The 17,795-nt window shown below is 68.8% G+C and carries 18 protein-coding genes; 8 read left to right on the forward strand and 10 right to left on the reverse strand.

Annotation, left to right across the window (positions count from 1 at the left end; all coding sequences use genetic code 11):
- Positions 1 to 7 precede the first annotated feature (7 nt).
- The 4 genes from V5D55_RS09185 to V5D55_RS09200 all read left to right on the forward strand — a co-directional run bounded on the left by V5D55_RS09185 (position 8) and on the right by V5D55_RS09200 (position 2,785).
- Positions 8 to 571, forward strand: a complete 564-nt coding sequence (locus tag V5D55_RS09185) for a T6SS immunity protein Tdi1 domain-containing protein (RefSeq protein ID WP_435749097.1) — start codon at positions 8 to 10, stop codon at positions 569 to 571.
- A 20-nt stretch (positions 572 to 591) separates the two neighbouring features.
- Positions 592 to 1,068, forward strand: coding sequence for a hypothetical protein (locus V5D55_RS09190; protein WP_435749098.1), 477 nt, complete (start codon positions 592 to 594; stop codon positions 1,066 to 1,068).
- Positions 1,069 to 1,172: 104 nt separating this feature from the next.
- Positions 1,173 to 1,859: a hypothetical protein gene (locus V5D55_RS09195; RefSeq protein WP_435749099.1), complete on the forward strand. Its 687-nt coding sequence runs from the start codon at positions 1,173 to 1,175 to the stop codon at positions 1,857 to 1,859.
- A 143-nt stretch (positions 1,860 to 2,002) separates the two neighbouring features.
- The gene (locus V5D55_RS09200) at positions 2,003 to 2,785 is read left to right on the forward strand and encodes a hypothetical protein (protein ID WP_435749100.1); all 783 of its coding nucleotides are present in this window, start codon (positions 2,003 to 2,005) and stop codon (positions 2,783 to 2,785) included.
- 21 nt (positions 2,786 to 2,806) lie between these two features.
- Here V5D55_RS09200 and V5D55_RS09205 read toward each other — a convergent pair whose 3' ends face one another.
- A complete protein-coding gene (locus V5D55_RS09205; protein WP_435749101.1) occupies positions 2,807 to 3,277 on the reverse strand; it encodes a recombinase family protein in 471 nt (156 codons plus the stop codon).
- A 53-nt stretch (positions 3,278 to 3,330) separates the two neighbouring features.
- Positions 3,331 to 4,320 (reverse strand): malate dehydrogenase, encoded by a 990-nt coding sequence (locus V5D55_RS09210; protein WP_435749102.1) that lies wholly within the window; start codon positions 4,318 to 4,320, stop codon positions 3,331 to 3,333.
- A 53-nt stretch (positions 4,321 to 4,373) separates the two neighbouring features.
- Here V5D55_RS09210 and ypfJ point away from each other — a divergent pair, with 53 nt between their 5' ends.
- Together ypfJ and pip are read left to right on the forward strand one after the other, a co-directional pair.
- Positions 4,374 to 5,255: a KPN_02809 family neutral zinc metallopeptidase gene (gene ypfJ, locus V5D55_RS09215; RefSeq protein ID WP_435749103.1), complete on the forward strand. Its 882-nt coding sequence runs from the start codon at positions 4,374 to 4,376 to the stop codon at positions 5,253 to 5,255.
- 66 nt (positions 5,256 to 5,321) lie between these two features.
- On the forward strand, positions 5,322 to 6,296 hold the full coding sequence (gene pip / locus V5D55_RS09220; protein ID WP_435749104.1) for a prolyl aminopeptidase: 975 nt from the start codon (positions 5,322 to 5,324) through the stop codon (positions 6,294 to 6,296).
- 12 nt (positions 6,297 to 6,308) lie between these two features.
- On the opposite strand, the gene V5D55_RS09225 is transcribed toward pip, so the two are convergent.
- The 3 genes from V5D55_RS09225 to V5D55_RS09235 form a co-directional block, all read right to left on the reverse strand.
- Positions 6,309 to 8,120, reverse strand: coding sequence for an aldehyde dehydrogenase family protein (locus tag V5D55_RS09225; RefSeq protein WP_435749105.1), 1,812 nt, complete (start codon positions 8,118 to 8,120; stop codon positions 6,309 to 6,311).
- A gap of 28 nt (positions 8,121 to 8,148) precedes the next feature.
- Positions 8,149 to 9,552 (reverse strand): MFS transporter, encoded by a 1,404-nt coding sequence (locus V5D55_RS09230; protein WP_435749107.1) that lies wholly within the window; start codon positions 9,550 to 9,552, stop codon positions 8,149 to 8,151.
- 99 nt (positions 9,553 to 9,651) lie between these two features.
- Complete coding sequence (locus V5D55_RS09235) at positions 9,652 to 9,915, reverse strand: glutaredoxin domain-containing protein (RefSeq protein ID WP_307377143.1); 264 nt, start codon at positions 9,913 to 9,915, stop codon at positions 9,652 to 9,654.
- Positions 9,916 to 10,034: 119 nt separating this feature from the next.
- Here V5D55_RS09235 and V5D55_RS09240 point away from each other — a divergent pair, with 119 nt between their 5' ends.
- Positions 10,035 to 10,427, forward strand: coding sequence for an SIP domain-containing protein (locus V5D55_RS09240; RefSeq protein WP_435749108.1), 393 nt, complete (start codon positions 10,035 to 10,037; stop codon positions 10,425 to 10,427).
- 42 nt (positions 10,428 to 10,469) lie between these two features.
- On the opposite strand, the gene V5D55_RS09245 is transcribed toward V5D55_RS09240, so the two are convergent.
- The gene (locus V5D55_RS09245; RefSeq protein WP_435749109.1) at positions 10,470 to 10,925 is read right to left on the reverse strand and encodes an adenylyltransferase/cytidyltransferase family protein; all 456 of its coding nucleotides are present in this window, start codon (positions 10,923 to 10,925) and stop codon (positions 10,470 to 10,472) included.
- Positions 10,926 to 11,045: 120 nt separating this feature from the next.
- On the opposite strand from V5D55_RS09245, the gene V5D55_RS09250 reads away from it, so the two are divergent.
- On the forward strand, positions 11,046 to 12,266 hold the full coding sequence (locus V5D55_RS09250; RefSeq protein WP_435749110.1) for a glycosyltransferase: 1,221 nt from the start codon (positions 11,046 to 11,048) through the stop codon (positions 12,264 to 12,266).
- A gap of 4 nt (positions 12,267 to 12,270) precedes the next feature.
- On the opposite strand, the gene V5D55_RS09255 is transcribed toward V5D55_RS09250, so the two are convergent.
- The 4 genes from V5D55_RS09255 to V5D55_RS09270 all read right to left on the reverse strand — a co-directional run bounded on the left by V5D55_RS09255 (position 12,271) and on the right by V5D55_RS09270 (position 17,658).
- Positions 12,271 to 13,686 carry a sugar nucleotide-binding protein gene (locus tag V5D55_RS09255; protein ID WP_435749112.1) on the reverse strand — a complete coding sequence of 472 codons (1,416 nt, stop codon included), beginning with the start codon at positions 13,684 to 13,686 and terminating at the stop codon, positions 12,271 to 12,273.
- A gap of 8 nt (positions 13,687 to 13,694) precedes the next feature.
- Positions 13,695 to 14,693 carry a dTDP-glucose 4,6-dehydratase gene (gene rfbB / locus V5D55_RS09260; RefSeq protein ID WP_435749113.1) on the reverse strand — a complete coding sequence of 333 codons (999 nt, stop codon included), beginning with the start codon at positions 14,691 to 14,693 and terminating at the stop codon, positions 13,695 to 13,697.
- Positions 14,690 to 15,562, reverse strand: coding sequence for a glucose-1-phosphate thymidylyltransferase RfbA (gene rfbA / locus V5D55_RS09265; RefSeq protein WP_435749114.1), 873 nt, complete (start codon positions 15,560 to 15,562; stop codon positions 14,690 to 14,692). Before rfbA ends, rfbB begins: the two co-directional genes overlap by 4 nt.
- A 95-nt stretch (positions 15,563 to 15,657) precedes the next feature.
- Complete coding sequence (locus tag V5D55_RS09270) at positions 15,658 to 17,658, reverse strand: glycosyltransferase (protein ID WP_435749115.1); 2,001 nt, start codon at positions 17,656 to 17,658, stop codon at positions 15,658 to 15,660.
- Between the last annotated feature and the right edge of the window lie 137 nt (positions 17,659 to 17,795).

Raw genomic sequence — 17,795 nt, forward strand, 5'->3', positions numbered from 1 at the left:
GAAGAGCATGATCGAGATTTCAGACTTCGTGCCCCACGGGCCGGTTGAACCCGAGGTCATCGAGGCCTTCCGGGGTCGTGTTCCCGACGAGGTGATCGAACTGTGGGAGACCTACGGGTACGGCACGTTCGCAGCGGGCTTCCTCCGCGTGATCAACCCCGCCGTGTACGAGACGCAGTTGGCTGACTGCATCGGCAAGACCCAGGGAGATGGAATCGCCATCCCGGTCATGGTGACGGGACTGGCCGATCTCATCACGTGGGAGCCGAGCCAGAACGGGTTCATCGCGATCAGGTACCGGGATGGTCGGACGGCAGGACTCAACAGCAAACTGAGCCAGTTCCTGGACATGGTGAACAGGGCGCGGGACTTCTACCTGTCGCGGACTCTGAACTGGGACATCTTCCCCAAGGCGGTCGAAGCCCACGGCGAACTGCCCTACGACCAGTCGTTCACCTTCGTGCCCCTACGTTCGCTGGGTGGGCCGGAGAAGGTGGAGAACCTGAAGAAGCGCGAGACGATCGCCGCGATCCAGGTGATGGTCGAGTTCCAGGGCGTCATCGGGCACTGACGTTGCGTCCGACGACGAACATGACCGGGGATACCCATGTCGTGCAGTCCAACGGCTACAGCCGGGGACCGCTCATCGACACCGTGCGACCCTATTCGGACCAACTCCGGTTCTCGTTGAGTCGGATGAACGGCACGTCGTTCTGGGCCTACAGCCTGTGGCGGGCAGCGGAAGGCTCGGACCTGCTGGAGGACATCCCGCTCTCCGACGCGTACATCCAGAGCGCCGGATCGGCGGAGGCGATGACCGTCGAGGCACGGGTCCTGCATGACGACGGCACCGCGCACCACTTCACGGTGGGCAAGCCGGGCGCGGGGTCGGAAGAGGCGCCGAGCGAGGTCATCCGCTGGGACGACGGCCGTCACAGCACCACGGTGTACCCGAACGAGGTGTTCACGGCGGACGAGGCGGCGGAGGTGTTCTACGCCTACTTCCTGACCGATGAGGTTCCCGAGTGGTGCACTCTTCGCGAGCTCGACCTGAGGGGGACGATGTGATCGACCCGTACGAGATCATGGCTCGAGTACTCGCCGGATTCCGGGCGCAGCCCGATCTGTCCGCCATCGATCGCGCCGCGGTTCCCCTCGACTGATCGGACATCATGCAGGCCATCTTCACGGAGATCGTCGACGGCGAGGACCAGAAGGTTCGCGACCGGATCGCGAACGATCCGTCCCTCGTCAACATCGTCGCCACCGGGCAGCCGAAGCAGTACGCAGGCCAGTCCGCTATGCAGGTCGCGGTTCGCACGGGTGCCTTCGCTCTTGCGAGGTTCCTGCTCGAGAACGGCGCCGACGCGAACTTCGCCGACACGGATTCGCCGAGCGGGTGGGCGAAATCGGTGCTCCACGATGCGGCGGTCGCCGCCGTGATGCGGTCGCGCTGGGTCAAGATGACGATCAACAAGAACTCCCAGAAGGAGTGGAGCGTCAGGAACAGCAACGCGCATGCCGACGAGGCCTTCGAGACACTGGTGGCACTGCTCGACGCGGGTGCCGTCGTCGACGCGGTGGACACTAAGGGTGCCACCCCGCTCGGGCGTGCTGCCCTGACGGCGAATGACGTGCTTCCTCGGCGCCGCGACGACCAGCCGGAGCGGAACGACGACCGCCCGCTGAATCCCGAGCTCGTCGACGACCTCTCCCGCATCTTCGACGCTCTCCTGTCGCGTGGAGCCGATCCGGATCGGATCGAGCCACAGCTCGACATGAGTCTCACTCAGTACTACGCGCACCGCCTGGTCGGGAAGTTCCTCGCTGGCGAGGCGCAGGCCGATCACTCCGCCTGACCGAACGGATCTCGAACCCGGGCTCGGCCGCGCGGTGGCGACGGCCCGTCAGAAGCGCTCCTGGCTCCCGCCCGCCTTCCTCCCGCCGCCGGACGACGGAATCCGCCCTGTCCATGGCAGGATGTTGCGAAGGGGGGTCTGACGTGACTGATGCGAGTGCGACGACAGAGCACGAGGTCGAACTGCCGACGGAGGTGCGGGGCGTTGCACCGCTGCGCCTCGAATTCGCCGGCGAGTGGCATGACCTGCCGACCGACAGGCCGTTCATCATCGGCCGCGAGGGTGACCTCGAGATCGACGACAACCCCTACTTGCACCGGCACTTCCTCGAGCTGCAGCACCGCGAGGGGCTGTGGTGGCTCGCGAACATCGGAGTGCGGTTGGCCGCCACGATCTCCAGCGCCGGTGGGGCCGTACAGTCCTGGCTGTCGCCAGGGGCGCGGATGCCGCTCGTGTTCGAGCGCAGCGTGATCGTGTTCACCGCCGGCCCTTTCACCTATGAGCTGAGCCTGCACACCGAACAGGCGCCCTACGAGGTGTCGCGTCAGGTGGAGATGTCGATGAGCGGCGAGACCACGGTCATGCCGGCCAGCTTCACGCCGCTGCAGAAACAGCTCATGGTCGCACTCGCCGAGCCGATGCTGCGCCGCGAGGGCGTGAGCATGAACGAGCTGCCGTCGTCGAGCGATGCCGCGAAGCGCCTCGGTTGGACGATGAGCAAGTTCAACCGCAAGCTCGACAACGTCTGCGACAAGCTCGACCGCATGGGCGTGCAGGGTCTTCGCGGTGGTGCGGGCAAGCTGGCGACCAACCGACGAGCGCGCCTCGTCGAATACGCGGTCACCTCACAGGTGGTCACCCGCGCCGACCTGCCCCTTCTCGATGACGAGGCGCTGCGCAGCCAGAGCGACGCCGACAGCGACTGAGCCGGATCCGACCGACCGCGGTCAGCGGGTCGCGTCCGCGAGGTGACGCGCGTCGTGGCTCAGCACCTTGACGATGATGCCGTGCCGGCGCAGTTCTGAGGCAGTGCGCGTGCCCTCCTCGGCATTGCGGCCCAGGGCATTGATATTCGCCACGACCAGCACGTCGCCGACATTGAGGGTGGCGATCAGGCGGCCGAGCCGTTCGCTCCAGCTCTCCAGGATGTCGGGGGCCGGGTGCCGGAAGCCCTCGATCGGCACACCGAAGCGCGTGAGGTCATCGCGCTGCTCGACGACCGACGGCATTCCCTCGCGCGAGACGACGAGCCCCACCAGGCGCGCACCCTCGGGCCGGGCCGTCCAGAACTCGCGGTTCTCCTGCAGCTCGGTGAAGCACTTGGGGCACTCCGCTGCCGGGTGCGGCAGATGCAGCGGACTCGTCAGGGTCACATCGACCGATGCTGCGGACGTCGTGGACTCGATCATGTCGCTCATGGGTGCGCCTCCGGCATCCATTCTGCCCTGCCGAAGGCCTCACCGGTGACGGATCACAGCATTCCGAGCGAACGGACCGCCTCGCGCTCCTCGACCAGCTCGGCGACGGAGGCGTCGACCTTCGCGCGCGCCCAGTCGTTCAGCTCCAAGCCTTCGACGATCTGCCATTCGCCGTCGACAGAACGCACCGGGAAAGAAGAGATCAGCCCCTCGGGGACGCCGTACTCGCCGTGCGACACGACACCGGCCGATGTCCATTCGTCGGTCCCCCGCACCCAGTCGCGCACGTGATCGATGGTCGCGCTCGCCGCGGACGCCACCGACGACGACCCGCGCACCTCGATGATCTCCGCACCGCGTTTCGCGACACGGGGGATGAACGTCGAGTCGAGCCACGCGGGCACGTCGCCGACGATCTGGGCGAGCGCCTCGCCGACCGGCGCGCCGCCGACCGTGGCATGGGAGATGTCCGGGAACTGCGTCGCGGAGTGGTTGCCCCAGATCGGCACGCGGCGGACGGTGTCGACCGGCATCCCGAGCGTCAGCGCGAGCTGCGCCCGCGCGCGGTTCTCATCGAGACGGGTGAGCGCCGCGAAGCGCTCGGGCGGAACGCCGTCAGCGGATGCCGAGGCGATCAGTGCGTTGGTGTTGGCCGGGTTGCCGACGACAGTGACACGCACGCCGGATGCCGCGTTCGCAGCGATCGCCGCGCCCTGCGGCCCGAAGATCCCGGCGTTGGCGGCCAGCAGGTCCGCGCGCTCCATGCCGGGTCCGCGCGGTCGCGCCCCGACCAGCAGCGCCAGGTCTGTCCCGTCGAATCCCACAGCGGCGTCATCCGTCACCTCGACGTGCTCCAGCAGGCCGAATGCGCCGTCCTGAAGTTCGAGTGCCGCGCCCTCCGCCGCGCCCAGTCCCTGAGGGATCTCGAGCAGCCGCAGTCGCACCTTCTCGTCCGGTCCGAGCAGGTCGCCCGCCGCGATGCGGAACAGCAGCGCGTAGCCGATCTGCCCGCCCGCGCCCGTGATGGTGATCGTCGTCGTCATGTCTTCGAGCCTACGTCCGTTCCCTCGTCCCACGCGCGGAGTACCCTCGTCGCATGACCTTCAATCCCGACGCCGATCTCTCGACCAACACCACGCGGAGACGCGGACGCAACACCGCCATCGCGGGCGGCGGCGTGGTGGGCGTGCTCGGCATCATCGCGCTGATCGCAGGTCCCCTGCTCGGAATCGACCTCACTGGTCTCCTCGGCGGTGCCGCTCCGGGCGGGGGAGACGGGCCCGCAGGCGGGACGGCGATCGAGAACTGCAAGACCGGGCAGGACGCCAATGAGAGGCTCGACTGCCGCATGGCGGGAGCGCAGGTCGCGCTCGACGCGTTCTGGTCCGACGAGGTCGAGAACTACAGTCCCCCGCAGCTGATCGTCGTCGACGGCGCGACCAACACGGCCTGCGGCACGGCGTCCAACGCCGTCGGGCCGTTCTTCTGCCCCGGCGATGAGACGGTCTACATCGACCCCACCTTCTTCCAGCTCATGCAGGAGCAGTTCGGCGCATCCGCCAACGAGCTCGCCCAGCTGTACATCGTCGGTCACGAATGGGGCCACTACATCCAGTACATCACCGGCGTGATGGACAGGTATCCGAACAACGGGACGGGTCCTGACAGCAACGGCGTGCGCATCGAACTGCAAGCCGACTGCTACGCCGGGGCCTGGATCGGGCGGATCAGCGAGCAGAAGGATGCCGAAGGCGACCCGTATCTGAACAGGCCTACTGAGACGCAGATCGAAGATGCGTTGAACGCCGCGTTCGTCGTCGGCGACGACAACATCCAGCAGCAGTCGTCCGGCACGGTCAACCCGGAGAGCTTCACGCACGGTGAGAGCGAGCAGCGCACAGGGTGGTTCGCCCAGGGCTTCGAGAACGGCCTGGGCGTCTGCGCGGAGCCGTTGACCGTCCCCGGCGGCGAGCTGTAATACCAGGCGCCGCCATCGTGTCGGCTAGCGTGGGAGCAGTTGTACTGCTTACTAACTGGGGGATCGATGGCGATGGACCTGGATGCGCTGTATCCGCCGATCGAGCCGTTCGAGACGGGTGAACTGCTCGTCGGTGACGGCCACCGCATGTACTGGGAGGTCAGCGGCAATCCCGAGGGTAAGCCGGTGGTGTTCCTGCACGGCGGACCCGGCAGCGGGACGTCGCCCTGGCAGCGACGTTTCTTCGATCCGGAGCTCTACCGCATCGTCCTCCTCGACCAGCGCGGCTGCGGCAAGAGCACCCCGCACGCGAGCGCGCCGGACGCCGACCTGCGCTACGTCACCACCGCCCACCTGATCGCCGACATCGAGCTGCTGCGCAAGAACCTCGGCATCGACCGGTGGCAGGTCTTCGGCGGATCCTGGGGGAGTGCTCTCGCTCTCGCCTACGCACAGGCACACCCCGATGCGGTGAGCGAGCTCGTGCTGCGCGGCATCTTCACGCTGCGTCGTGTCGAGCTGGAGTGGTTCTACGAAGGGGGCGCAGCGGCCCTCTTCCCCGACCTGTGGGAGGACTTCCTCGCCCCGATCCCGGTGCTCGAGCGCTCGCGCATGATCGAGGCATACCACCGACGGCTCTTCGATCCGGACCCCGCCGTGCACGGCCCTGCTGCAGTCGCCTGGTCGACCTGGGAGGCCGCGACGGTCACTCTGCGTCCGGATGCTGCGCAGATCGCCGCGATGTCCGACCCGCGCACCGCCACCGCGTTCGCGCGTATCGAGAACCACTTCTTCGTGCACCGAGGATGGTGGGAGGAAGGGCAGCTGATCGCCGGCGTGGAGACCATCCGCCACATCCCCACGGTGATCGTGCAGGGGCGCCACGACGTGTGTACGCCGATGATGACGGCGTGGGACCTGCACACGGCGTGGCCGGAGGCGGAGTTCGTCGTGGTCGACGACGCCGGTCATTCCGCGGCCGAACCGGGCACTCAGCGGGCGCTGCGCGCCGCGACCGACAAGTTCGCCGCCTCGTCCTGACAGCGGAGCGGGTCAGGCGCGCATCGCGCGGAGCAGCGTCTTCACCAGACCGAGCGTGCCGCCGTTCGCGCGGAACCGGGTGAGCCCCTCGCTGACGACCGCCCCGGTGCGCGCGGACACGAACCACGGAGGCTTCGGCAGGATCGTCACGCGTCCGACGCCGCCCTTCGACAGGCTCAGTGACCCGGCGATCCAGCGCGGCAACGGCCGGAACGGCCCACGGATCACCGAGCGCTCGACACGGTCCAGCAACAGTGCGTTGTGCACCACGCCGATGCCGCTGCCGACGTCGTCGATCGTGCTGCCGGGGTACGCGCCCCACGTGAGCGTCGGGGTGATGAATCCGAAGGCCGTCCAGCCGTTGATCGCGATCGATCCGTAGCGCAGGGCGGTGATCGCCCGTTCGAACCCCGCGCCCAGTGCTGTCTCGGTGACGGGGTCGATCAGCAGGTTGGCGCCGAGCGTGCCCTGGAGCTCGTCATTCGCGTAGGCCACGGCCGCGTCGAGGAACGTCTGGCCTGTTCCGGGGAGGGTGACGACGCCGAGCACCGGGGCGAAGTATTCGGTGTTCTGCAGGGGGGAGGCGTCGTCGCCCACGCCGATCTCGACGAGGACGCGATCCCCGAGCACGAGCGCGTCGGGGTAGGCGTCGGTCGCGAGGTGCATGCGCGAGGGGGCGCCCGGGTACCAGATCGGGCGTTCGGGTGCGTTCGCGTACGCGCGGCGGAGCGCCGCCCGGAAGGCGTCGGCCTGGTCCCAGTCCGAGGAGAGGATGACGACCTGGCCGGCGATGCAGTTGTGGCCGGAGTTCTGCAGCCGCATGGTCACGACATGCTCGGCCTGATAGGTGAGGTCGGCGTCGGTCCAGCGGCCGGGCACGATGATGATCGGCGAGACGCCGCCGAGTTCGGCCGTGATCGGCTTCTTCAGACGCGGACGGTTCTCGCGCCGCCGCCGCGTGGTCGCCGCGGCTCCCGGACCCTTCGACGGGCCCCAGACGATCGCATCGAACGTCGTCGCCGAGCCGGTGATGTGCACGTGGGCGAGGTCGGGGTGGCCAGTGAGATACTCGCCGACCGCGGGCCCGCCGCGGACGATGCGCACGAGCCCTGCGCCGATCAGCGGCGCGAACGCGCGCTTGTAGACCGGCACGAGCGCGTCCTGCGTCGGGTTGACCTTGAGCAGCGCGGTGCGGTTGTGCGCGAGCAGCTCGTACATCACGTCGAGCACCGGGATCGACGTGATGTTGCCGGCACCGAGCACGAGGCCGACGCCTCCGGAATCGGCCGGGGTGCGCTGCGCGAGGCCCGCGGCGGCGCGTGCCGCATTCGGGGTGACGCCCGGCTCCAGCCACACCTCGCCGGTGTATCCGGAGAGCAGGAACCTGTCGATGCCGGTCAGGGGGAACGCCTGCACGCGGGTTCGACCGCCCGGTCCTCGCTCGACCTTCACTCCGTCGAGCGGATTCGTCCCCTTCGCCAATCGCGACAGGGTCTCGATGTAGGCGTCGAGCGCTCCCAGCACGCTGTACGGCCCGCTGAGCCACTCCTCACCCCGGAGCGGATGCCGCCCGTCGAGCCCCTTGGAGGCCGCGGCCGTGTTCGCCCAGTCCTCGGCGACGGCCGCGACGCTCGTGCGCACCGCCCGCAGCAGGGTGACGCGCTGAGCGACCGTGAGTGCCGCCCAGGTGCCGGCTCCGACTTGCAGCTCATCGATCGCGCGGTCGAGCCGCTCGCGCTCTCCTTCCGCGAGCTCGGGAGCCGTGGTCTTCGGCGTGCGCTTCGCGGGAGCGGACGGGGCGTCGGGCGTGGTCGCAGAAGTCATCGGCGTCTCCTTCGGACGGGATCCCAGCTTATGCGCCGGGGGAGGTCTCGACGTCGATGTCGTGGCGGCGCAGCCGGTAGCGGCGGAGCGTCAGCAGGCTCGCGGCCATGAGCACGGCCGGGAGGATGCTGAAGCTGAGCACGATGCCCGTGATCGCAGCATCCGGTTGTTCCACCGCCACGCCGGCGACGGTGGAGACATACCCGGTGGCGGCGAGCGTCAGCGACACGGCGGTCGCGCCCAGCGCGAAGCCGACGGTCTCACCCGCGGTCCAGATGCCGGTGAACGTGCCCGCCTGGCCGGGGCCGCTCGCGCGCTCGTCGTGCGAGATCACGTCGGGCAGCATCGCCATGGGCAGCGACTGGAGTCCGGCGTATGCGACGCCCGCGACCGCGACGGACGCGTAGATCCACGCGCCCGGCGCCCAGACCGCGGCGGTGATGGATGCGGCGGCCAGGGTGAACAGGATGCTGGCGATCGCGAACGCTCGCTCCTTGCCGAGGCGTCGGGCCACGATCGTCCATGCCGGCGTCGCGAGCAGTGCGGGTCCGACGAGCGCCACGAAGACCAAGGTCACCGCGTCTTCGGAGCGCAGCACCCAGGTCGCGACGTACTGTGCGCCGGCCAGCATCGTGCCCGTCGCCAGCGCCTGCAGCAGGAAGGTGCCCAGCAGCGCCCGGAAGGGCTGGCTGCGCCCCAGCGCCCGGAATCCGGAGAGGTACTGGTCGCGCCATCCGGAGTCCGTCGACGCGGTTGCTGGAGCGCGATCCGTCGCGCGAGTTGAGGCGGTCGACGGACCCGCCGTCCGTGCCGCGATGAACATGCCGATGCCGATCACGACGCCGGCAGCGATGCCCATCAGCAGGTACCCCATGGCGGGGTCGGACCCCGCCTTGCGCAGGGCAGGGCCGCCGGCGCCGAACAGCAGGATCGCGGCGGTGAGCACCACGACGCGCCATCCGAGCAACCGGGTGCGCTCGTCGTAGCTGCCGGTGAGCTCTGCGGGCAGCGCGACGTACGGGACCTGGAAGAGACTGAACGCGGTGGCCGTGGCGAGGAACGCCAGCAGCACGCAGATCGCCCCGGCGACAGGGCCCCACGACGGCGGCACCGCGAAGGTCAGCGCGAAGCACAGCGGGAGGGTGAGCGCGCCCGTGACCATGAACCCGCGGCGGGAGCCGGTGCGTGCGAGCTGTCGGTCCGATGCGGCGCCGATCAGCGGATCGATCACGACGTCCCAGATCTTCGCCGACGTCACGATCAGCCCCGCGGCCAGCGCGGCCACACCGAGGTTGTCGGTGAGGAAGTAGGTCAGCACCAGCCCGGGGAGGGTGGCGTAGCCGCCGGTGCCGAGCGAGCCGATCGCGTACAGCACGATCGTTCGCGGGGACAGGCGGACGGATGCCCGTTCGGGCCGAGCCTCAGTGCTCATCGCGCCAGTGTATCGGTGCGGTTCCTAAGCGCCCTTCGTCTCGTCGCTTCGCTCCTCGCTCAGGAACCGAGGAGCGGCGAGGTGGAGGGCGTGCGCGGGTCAGATCAGCGCGAGTTCCCGCAGCTTCGTCTCGACGTCGGCGTTCGAGGGCTCGACGTGGTGCGAGGCGTCGGGGTAGAGGACGACCGGGATGTTCATGCGTCCCGAGATCTCCTTCGCGACGTCTGCCGCGGAGGGGTCGGCCTCCAGGTCGACGTAGGTGTACTCGACGCCCAGCTCATCGAGCTGCTTCTTGGTGCGGCGGCAGTCGCTGCACCACTCGGCGCCGAACATCGTGATGGTGTCAGAGGCAGGAGAAGTCATGCATCCAGCCTACGGCCGCGCGGCGGGGTCGGCTCCGGTGGAGAATCGTGCCAACGCGCGGATTGTCCTGAGCACGGCATGGGTTGCTGACTAAGGGTAGCCTTACCTATACTTCTTGCATGAGCAGCGCCTGCGAACACCTGGACGATCCCGACTGGGAGAACATCGACGGAGCCGTGCTCATCGCCGGTGATGCGGCGGACGCCGCAGTCATCGCGGGCATCGCGACCCGACTCCCGTGGGACGCGACCGGGGTCATCCTGCTCGAGGCCGCCGCGCGGATCCAGTTCCGCCATATCGATGTTCCCGAGGGGGTCTCGGTGCGCTGGCTGGTGCGCGGCGACGGGACGCATGCGCACACCAAGGGAGAGCGGCTGGCGAACGCCGTGCACGCCTGGTGCGTGGAATGGACCTGCACGGAGCCGCCCGCGCAGTGGACGGTGTGGCTCGGCCCGCACACCCCGGCGCACGTGTCGCGGATGGCGCGCAGCCTCCTCGGCGTCGCGAACTGAGCGACTCGCGCTGACCGGTTCGGGCCGAACAGCGCGAGTCGATCAGCGGGACAGGGCGAGCGCCGGCGCGCTCGCACCGGCGGTGATCGCGTCGAGCGCTCGCCGCAGCGACGAGCTCGACGTGTGCGCGGTGTACGGGAAGTACACGACCTCCACGCCCACCTCGGCGAAGTCGCGCTCCAGGCGCAGCCCCTTCTCGGTGCCACGCCAGTCATCGCCCTTGAAGAAGTGCGTGAACTGCACGTCGCGCCACGAGTCGAGCTTCGACGGCGTCGTCTCGACGTAGACGTCGTCGACGAACGAGATGTGCTTGACGATCTCCGCGCGCTCCGCCGTCGGGATGACGGGCTCGATGCCCTTCACCTGGCGCAGCATCTCGTCGCTCACGACGCCGGCGATCAGAATGTCGCACTGCTGCTTGGCGTGACGAAGAAGGTTCAGATGCCCGACGTGAAACAGGTCGAAAGCACCAACGGCATAGCCGATACGCGTCCCCATGATCTCCCCAGATCAGTAATTCCCCAGTGAGCGGATCCCCATCCGCTTCGCGACTCCCACAGCCGCGATCTCCGAGTGTAGCAGGAACGGGTTTCGCACCCCACAGGAACCCATGAAACGATGGATGCCGCAGACCATGCGCAGGCAGAAGCGGGGGAGCACGTGGGGGCAGCCGTCACGGTCATCGTGCCGACGTTCAACGAGCGCGACAACGTCGCCGAACTCGTGGCGCGCACCGCGGCCGCGCTCGAGGGGCGGGACGCGGAGATCCTGTTCGTCGACGACAGCACCGACGACACCGCGACCGAGATCGCCAGAGTCGCCGCGGACGCACCGATCGCCGTGCGCGTGATCCATCGCCCCCAGAACACGGGTGGGCTCGGCGGTGCGGTGGTCGTCGGGCTGCACGCCGCAGCATCCGACGTCTGCATCGTGATGGACGGAGACCTGCAGCATCCGCCGGAACTGCTCCCCGCCCTCCTCGACCGGCACGCAGCAGGCGACGCCGACGTGGTCGCCGCTTCGCGCTACATCGGCGGCGGCGACACCAGCGGTCTCGGCACGGCGGTGCGCTTCGGCGTCTCACGCGCGGCGACCTGGCTGACGAGGGCGATGTTCCCGATCCGCCTCGCACGCAGCACCGACCCGATGACCGGATTCTTCCTCGTCGACCGGAGCAGCCTCGACCTCGCGGCTCTGAAGCCCCAGGGGTTCAAGATTCTGCTCGAGATCCTGGCGCGCACCGACCTGCGCATCGCGGAGCTGCCGATGGAGTTCGGCGAGCGCCGGCACGGCAGCTCCAAGGCGAGCATGCGTCAGGGCGCCACCTTCCTGGCGCATCTCGCACGACTGCGCTTCGGCAAGATGTCGCTGTTCGCGATGATCGGCGTGATCGGGGCCGTGGCGAACCTCGGCATCATGTGGGCGTTGACCGCCGCCGGTGTGCCGTACGTCTGGGCGGCGATCATCGGCGCCGAGGTCACGATCGTCGGCAACTTCCTGCTGCAGGAGCGATTCGTGTTCGCCGACATGAGAACGGATGCTCGTGCGCTCGGCATCCGCTTCGCCACCTCCTTCGCATTCAACAACGTCGAAGCGGCCCTGCGCATCCCTGTGATGGCCCTGATGGTGGAGAGCTGGCACATCTCCAGCGTGCTGGCCACCGCGCTGTCGCTGATCGTGGCGTTCTTCGCCCGGTTCCTGTTCCACTCGCTGGTGGTCTATGCACCCGAGCGGCGCCGGAAGACCGACGCCGGGGTCGGCGAACCGCCCGTCGACACCGCCGCACAGCGCGTGATCCGTGCGATCGACGTCGAGGTGATGAAGCCGGGCGAGCTCTAGGCGCTCAGCCCGCGTCTGCCGCGAGGTAGGCCGCGAGCGCGGCATCCGCATCGCGAGGCGTCCAGCCGGCCGATTCGATCCGGCTCAGATCCAGCACGCTGTTGAGCGGGCGCGGCGCGATCGGACCGTCCTGGCCGGCGAAGTACTCGGCAGTGGTCACGTCGGTCACGGCGGCGGGGTCGTGACCGGTGAGCCGGTAGACGGCACGGGCGATGTCCGCCCAGGAGTGCGTCTCGCCCGCACCCGTCACGTTGTACACACCGTACGGCGCCGCCGTCGACACCAGATGCCGGATGGCGGAGGCGAGGTCGGATGTGAAGGTCAGGCGGCCGATCTGGTCTCCGACGACGCGGGGGGCGATGCCGCGTTCGGCGAGCGAGGCCATGGTGCGCACGAAGTTGCGCCCCTCGCCGATCACCCAGGAGGTGCGGACCACGTAGTGGCGCGGTACCGTCGCGGCGATCGCGTCGCCGGCGGCCTTGGTCTGCCCGTAGACGCCGAGCGGGCGCACCGGGTCGGCTTCCGTGTGGGGCCCGGATTTCGTTCCGTCGAACACGTAGTCGCTGGACACGTGGACGAGGGTGAGACCGTTCTCGGTGGCGACTCGAGCGAGCGCGGCGACGCCGGTGACGTTCGCTGCCCACGCGTCTCCGCGACCCTCCGGCGTCTCAGCCAGGTCGACCGCGGTGTACGCGGCGGCGTTGATGATGGTGCCGTAGTCACGCCAGCGACGAGCAGTCGTCAGGTCCGCGCGAAGATCGAGCGTCTCCCGCGTCGCGTACTCGATGTGATCGGCGTCGCCGAGGGCCTCGCGGAGGGCGAGACCGAGCTGGCCGCCCGCACCGATGACCAGCGTCTTGCGCGGTCCGATCGGGGTGACGTCGGCGAGACGCGGGTGCGCAAGGTCCTTGGGGGAGATCTCGACCTCGGACAGCGGGATCGGCCACGTGATCGCGGCGGTCTCATCGGCGAGGTTGAGGAAGGAGTACGCCGCGTCCGGCGACCAGTGGTCGTTCACGAGGTAGGTGTACGCGGTGTCGGCCTCGAGCGTCTGGTACGAGTTGCCGACCCCGCGCGGCACCAGGATCGCCCGCGACGGGTCGATCTCGGTCGTGAAGACCGTGCCGAAGGTGTCGCCGGCCCGCAGATCGACCCACGCGCCGAAGATCCGGCCGGTCGCGACCGACACCCATTTGTCCCAGGGCTCGGCGTGGATGCCGCGGGTCGTGCCGACCGCGTCGTTGAACGACACGTTGTTCTGCACGGGACCGAAGTCGGGAAGACCCGCGGCGACCATCTTCTCGCGCTGCCAGTTCTCCTTGAACCAGCCGCGGGAGTCGCCGTGCACGGGCAGCTCGACGAGCAGCAGGCCGGGAATGGGCGTCTCGGTCACGGTGAGTGCCTTGCCGAACTCGGTCATCGCTGCACTCACTGCCCCTTCGCGGCGTAGAACGACTCGGTGGCGTCCTTCGAGGGCGCCCACCAGTCCTCGTTCGCGCGGTACCAGTCGATCGTCGACGCCAGCCCCGACTCGAAGTCGGAGAACTGCGGCGACCAGCCCAGCTCGGTGCGGAGCTTCGTCGAATCGATCGCGTACCGCAGGTCGTGGCCGGCTCGATCGGTGACGTGGTCGTAGGCGTCGGCCGGCAGGCCCATCTGCGTGAGGATCAGCTCGACGACCGACTTGTTGTCCTTCTCGCCGTCGGCGCCGATCAGGTAGGTCTCGCCGATCGCGCCCTTCTCCAGGATCGTCAGGACCGCCGAGGAGTGATCGTCGGCGTGGATCCAGTCGCGCACGTTCTGCCCCGCGCCGTACAGCTTGGGACGGATGCCGCGGATCACGTTCGTGATCTGCCTCGGGATGAACTTCTCGACGTGCTGATACGGGCCGTAGTTGTTCGAGCAGTTCGAGATCGTCGCCTGGACGCCGAACGACCGCACCCAGGCGCGCACGAGCAGATCGCTCCCGGCCTTCGTCGACGAGTACGGCGACGACGGGTTGTACGGGGTCTGCTCGGTGAAACGCTGCGGATCGTCGAGCTCGAGGTCGCCGTAGACCTCGTCGGTCGAGATGTGGTGGAAGCGGCGGTCGTGCCGGCGCGCGGCCTCGAGCAGCGTGTACGTGCCGATGATGTTCGTATCGAGGAACGGCCGCGGGTCGTGCAGCGAGTTGTCGTTGTGCGACTCCGCCGCATAGTGCACGACCGCGTCGGCCTTCGCGAAGAGCCCGTCGACGAGCTCGGCATCCGCGATGTCGCCCTCGACCAGTTCGACGCGATCCTCGGCGAGGCCGGCGAGCGACGCGCGGTTTCCGGCGTAGGTGAGCTTGTCGAGCACGGTGACATGCGCGTCGGTGTGCGCCACGACATGGTGCACGAAGTTGGATCCGATGAAGCCGGCGCCGCCGGTCACGAGCAGACGGGTCATGCGCGGCCCCTTTCCAGAAGCATCAGCAGGTAGGAGCCGTAGCCCGACTTCACGAGCAGCTCGGCGCGGGAGCGCAGCTCGTCATCGGTCAGGAAACCCTGCCGCCACGCGACCTCCTCGGGCACCCCGATCCGCATGCCGGTCCGTCGCTCCATCGTGCGCACGTAGTCGGCGGCATCCGTCATCTGATCGAACGTTCCCGTGTCGAGCCAGGCGGTGCCGCGCGGCAGCACCTCGACCTGCAGCTTGCCGCGCTCGAGGTACTCGCGGTTCACGTCGGTGATCTCGTACTCGCCGCGCGCACTGGGCTCGAGGTTGCGGGCGATCTCGACGACGTCGTTGTCGTAGAAGTACAGACCGGGCACCGCATAGTTGCTCTGCGGGTTCTTCGGCTTCTCTTCGAGCGAGACGGCCTGGCCGTCGGCGTCGAACGCGACGACGCCGTACGCCTCCGGCTCGGCGACCCAGTACGCGAAGACGGCGCCGCCGTCGATGTCGGCGAAGCGCTTCAGCTGCGTGCCGAGGCCGGGGCCGTAGAGGAGGTTGTCGCCGAGCACGAGGGCGACGCTGTCGTCGCCGATGAAGTCGGCGCCGATCGTGAACGCCTGCGCGAGGCCGTCGGGAGACGCCTGCTGCGCGAAGGTGAGCGAGATGCCGAACTGCGATCCGTCGCCGAGCAGTCGCTCGAAGTGGGCGGCATCGTGCGGTGTCGTGATGACCAGGATGTCGCGGATGCCGGCGAGCATGAGCGTCGACAGCGGGTAGTACACCATCGGCTTGTCATAGACCGGGATCAGCTGCTTCGAGACGCCCAGCGTGATCGGATGCAGCCGGGTCCCGGAACCGCCCGCAAGAATGATGCCCTTCATGATCCCCCTCGTGAAACGTCGATGTCCGTGGTGGCGTCACAGAGCGGACGGCCATCCCCTGCCGTCCACGACCCCCACAGTCGTATCCGACGACTCTAGCGGGTGGTGCCCTGTCGTCGCTTGGTCCGCACGGCCGCACGGAAGGCATCGGCGTGTGCCCTGCCGGCATCCGCCCACTCCCGTCGGGAGAGGTCAGGTGCCCCGGTCAGCGCAGATGCGGCACGCCAGGCCGCGACGACCGTCGGCGCATCGAGGTCGCCGTCGTACATCCGCACCCACTCCGTCCCCACCTCGCGGGCGAGCGCCTCGTTGGCCTCGTTCCGCGGGACGAGCACCGGACGCGCCATCGACAGCGCGGCGAGCACGCTGCCCGAGTTGTGCATGAAGCGGTAGGCGAGAACGATGAGCTCCGATGAGGTCGCGAGGTCGACCAGCTCGGCGTCGCTGAGGAAGTCCAGATTCAGCTCGACGCCGGGAAGGTCGGCCGTCCGTGCTCGGAGGTCCGCCGCAAGCTCGGGCGTCGACGGGCGCCCACCGATGCGCAGGTTCAGCCCTGGTTCGACCGTGACGGCCTCGGCGTAGGCGTCGATGAAGCCCTCGAGCCCCTTGTACCGGCGGATGCCGCCGAACGATCCGAGCCGACCGGGAACGCGTTCCGCGCTCGGGAAGGCGGCGTACCAGTCCCGGTAGTGCCCGTGCAGGATGAGGCTGTGCGGGGCGCCGGCGGGGAGTGGCGTCGTCTCGTTGATGACGATGCGGTAGTGGGTGTGGCGGTCGATGAACCGCAGCAGTCGCAGCCGGGCCGGGGTGTCGTCCGGCAGCTCGATGTTGTGCACGGTGCGCACGACGGCGATCCGGCGCGACAGGCGGTGACGGAAGACCAGGGCGGTGGTCAGCGCGAGCTTGCCCGCGGACTTCCACCAGGTCGAACCGTGCATCTTCGCCTCCGGCCAGTGCCAGTGGAAAGCGTCGTAGCGCCCGAAGAGCGCGGTCTTCCAGGAGAAGCGCAGGTGCGTGAGCCCGTCGGTGGAGCCCAGGGCCTCATCGAGCATCTTGTTGTACGGGTTCGTCGTCGGACGCGGAGCGCCCAGCGACTGCATCACGCGGATGCTCGATGCGGAATCGGTCATGGTCGTGTCATCCTCCGATGGGCGACGGTATTCGTCATAGCGGCGCCCGAGGGCGGCGGCGATCGTGCCGCGGCCTCGATAGACCAGGCGTGTCCCCCTGGCGTGATGGGCGATGTTCGAGGTCACCGTGCCGTAGGCCATCCGCAGGCCGCCGACGACGATCCGGGCGATGCCGCCGAGGAGAGACCGCACGCGGAGCGCGCTGCGCCGGATGGTGCCGTCGGTGAGCTGCAGATGGATGCGGGTGCCGGCGTTCGCCGAGCTGAACGCGCGCTGCGCGGCCCACACGCGGCTGAGACGCGCGGCCACCACGAGGTCCTCGGTCTCGGACTCGTTGCACCACACGATCTTCCCGCCGCGCTGGGCCAGCTGCCGCGAGAAGAGAGTGTCCTCGCCACCGCCGAGTCCGAGCGACGGGTCGAAGCGCAGGCCGAGTCGGCGGATCGTGCGGAGATCCAGCAGCAGGTTGCCCGCGGCGGCGACGTGCAGGATCGTTCCGGTCTGGCGAGGAGGACGACGGAACGTGCCGGAGGCGAGCAGCCAGGGATCGACATCGTCGTCGAAGACCGAGATGACCCTGCCCATGACGGCATCCGCGTCGTGCTCCCGCCAGACGGAGACCAGCGCGGAGAGCCAGCGCTCGCGGGGGATCTCGTCATCGTCGATGAACGCGACGAGGTCGCTCCCGGCGCACTCGTCGAGGATTCGATTGCGGGCGGCCACGATGCCGGCGGTCTCCTCCACCACGTAGCGGACGGGGACATCCGAGCGCGTTGCGACCTCGCGCGCCGATCCGGCAGGGTCGTTGTCGACGACGAGCACGTCGACGTCGACGCCGAGTTCCGCGCATTCGGCGATGCGCGCCGGAAGCGTGCGCAGCAGCGCCTCGAGCAGCTCGGGTCGGCGATAGGTGGGGACGCCGATCGTCAGGGCGACCGCCCCTCTCGCTTCTGATCCCCGTGTCATCCGCCCCATCCCCATGGCTCACCGGCGCCCCACTCCGACGCCGGCTCATCGTATCGTGGTCCCCGGATTCCGGCATCCTGGCGCGGGTCTCGCGTATAGTCATTCACCTGGGAGTCGACGCCGGTCGCGACTCCGGG

This window comes from Microbacterium sp. PMB16, assembly GCF_051294855.1.
GTDB lineage: Bacteria > Actinomycetota > Actinomycetes > Actinomycetales > Microbacteriaceae > Microbacterium.

Bases quoted from the DNA above. Each gene is read 5' to 3' on its own strand.
- V5D55_RS09185 (WP_435749097.1), top strand. From the start codon at position 8: ATGATCGAGATTTCAGACTTCGTGCCCCACGGGCCGGTTGAACCCGAG.
- V5D55_RS09190 (WP_435749098.1), top strand. From the start codon at position 592: ATGACCGGGGATACCCATGTCGTGCAGTCCAACGGCTACAGCCGGGGA.
- V5D55_RS09195 (WP_435749099.1), top strand. From the start codon at position 1,173: ATGCAGGCCATCTTCACGGAGATCGTCGACGGCGAGGACCAGAAGGTT.
- V5D55_RS09205 (WP_435749101.1), bottom strand. From the start codon at position 3,277: ATGAGCGACATGATCGAGTCCACGACGTCCGCAGCATCGGTCGATGTG.
- V5D55_RS09210 (WP_435749102.1), bottom strand. From the start codon at position 4,320: ATGACGACGACGATCACCATCACGGGCGCGGGCGGGCAGATCGGCTAC.
- ypfJ (WP_435749103.1), top strand. From the start codon at position 4,374: ATGACCTTCAATCCCGACGCCGATCTCTCGACCAACACCACGCGGAGA.
- pip (WP_435749104.1), top strand. From the start codon at position 5,322: ATGGCGATGGACCTGGATGCGCTGTATCCGCCGATCGAGCCGTTCGAG.
- V5D55_RS09225 (WP_435749105.1), bottom strand. From the start codon at position 8,120: ATGACTTCTGCGACCACGCCCGACGCCCCGTCCGCTCCCGCGAAGCGC.
- V5D55_RS09230 (WP_435749107.1), bottom strand. From the start codon at position 9,552: ATGAGCACTGAGGCTCGGCCCGAACGGGCATCCGTCCGCCTGTCCCCG.
- V5D55_RS09235 (WP_307377143.1), bottom strand. From the start codon at position 9,915: ATGACTTCTCCTGCCTCTGACACCATCACGATGTTCGGCGCCGAGTGG.
- V5D55_RS09240 (WP_435749108.1), top strand. From the start codon at position 10,035: ATGAGCAGCGCCTGCGAACACCTGGACGATCCCGACTGGGAGAACATC.
- V5D55_RS09245 (WP_435749109.1), bottom strand. From the start codon at position 10,925: ATGGGGACGCGTATCGGCTATGCCGTTGGTGCTTTCGACCTGTTTCAC.
- V5D55_RS09250 (WP_435749110.1), top strand. From the start codon at position 11,046: ATGGATGCCGCAGACCATGCGCAGGCAGAAGCGGGGGAGCACGTGGGG.
- V5D55_RS09255 (WP_435749112.1), bottom strand. From the start codon at position 13,686: ATGACCGAGTTCGGCAAGGCACTCACCGTGACCGAGACGCCCATTCCC.
- rfbB (WP_435749113.1), bottom strand. From the start codon at position 14,693: ATGACCCGTCTGCTCGTGACCGGCGGCGCCGGCTTCATCGGATCCAAC.
- rfbA (WP_435749114.1), bottom strand. From the start codon at position 15,562: ATGAAGGGCATCATTCTTGCGGGCGGTTCCGGGACCCGGCTGCATCCG.
- V5D55_RS09270 (WP_435749115.1), bottom strand. From the start codon at position 17,658: ATGACACGGGGATCAGAAGCGAGAGGGGCGGTCGCCCTGACGATCGGC.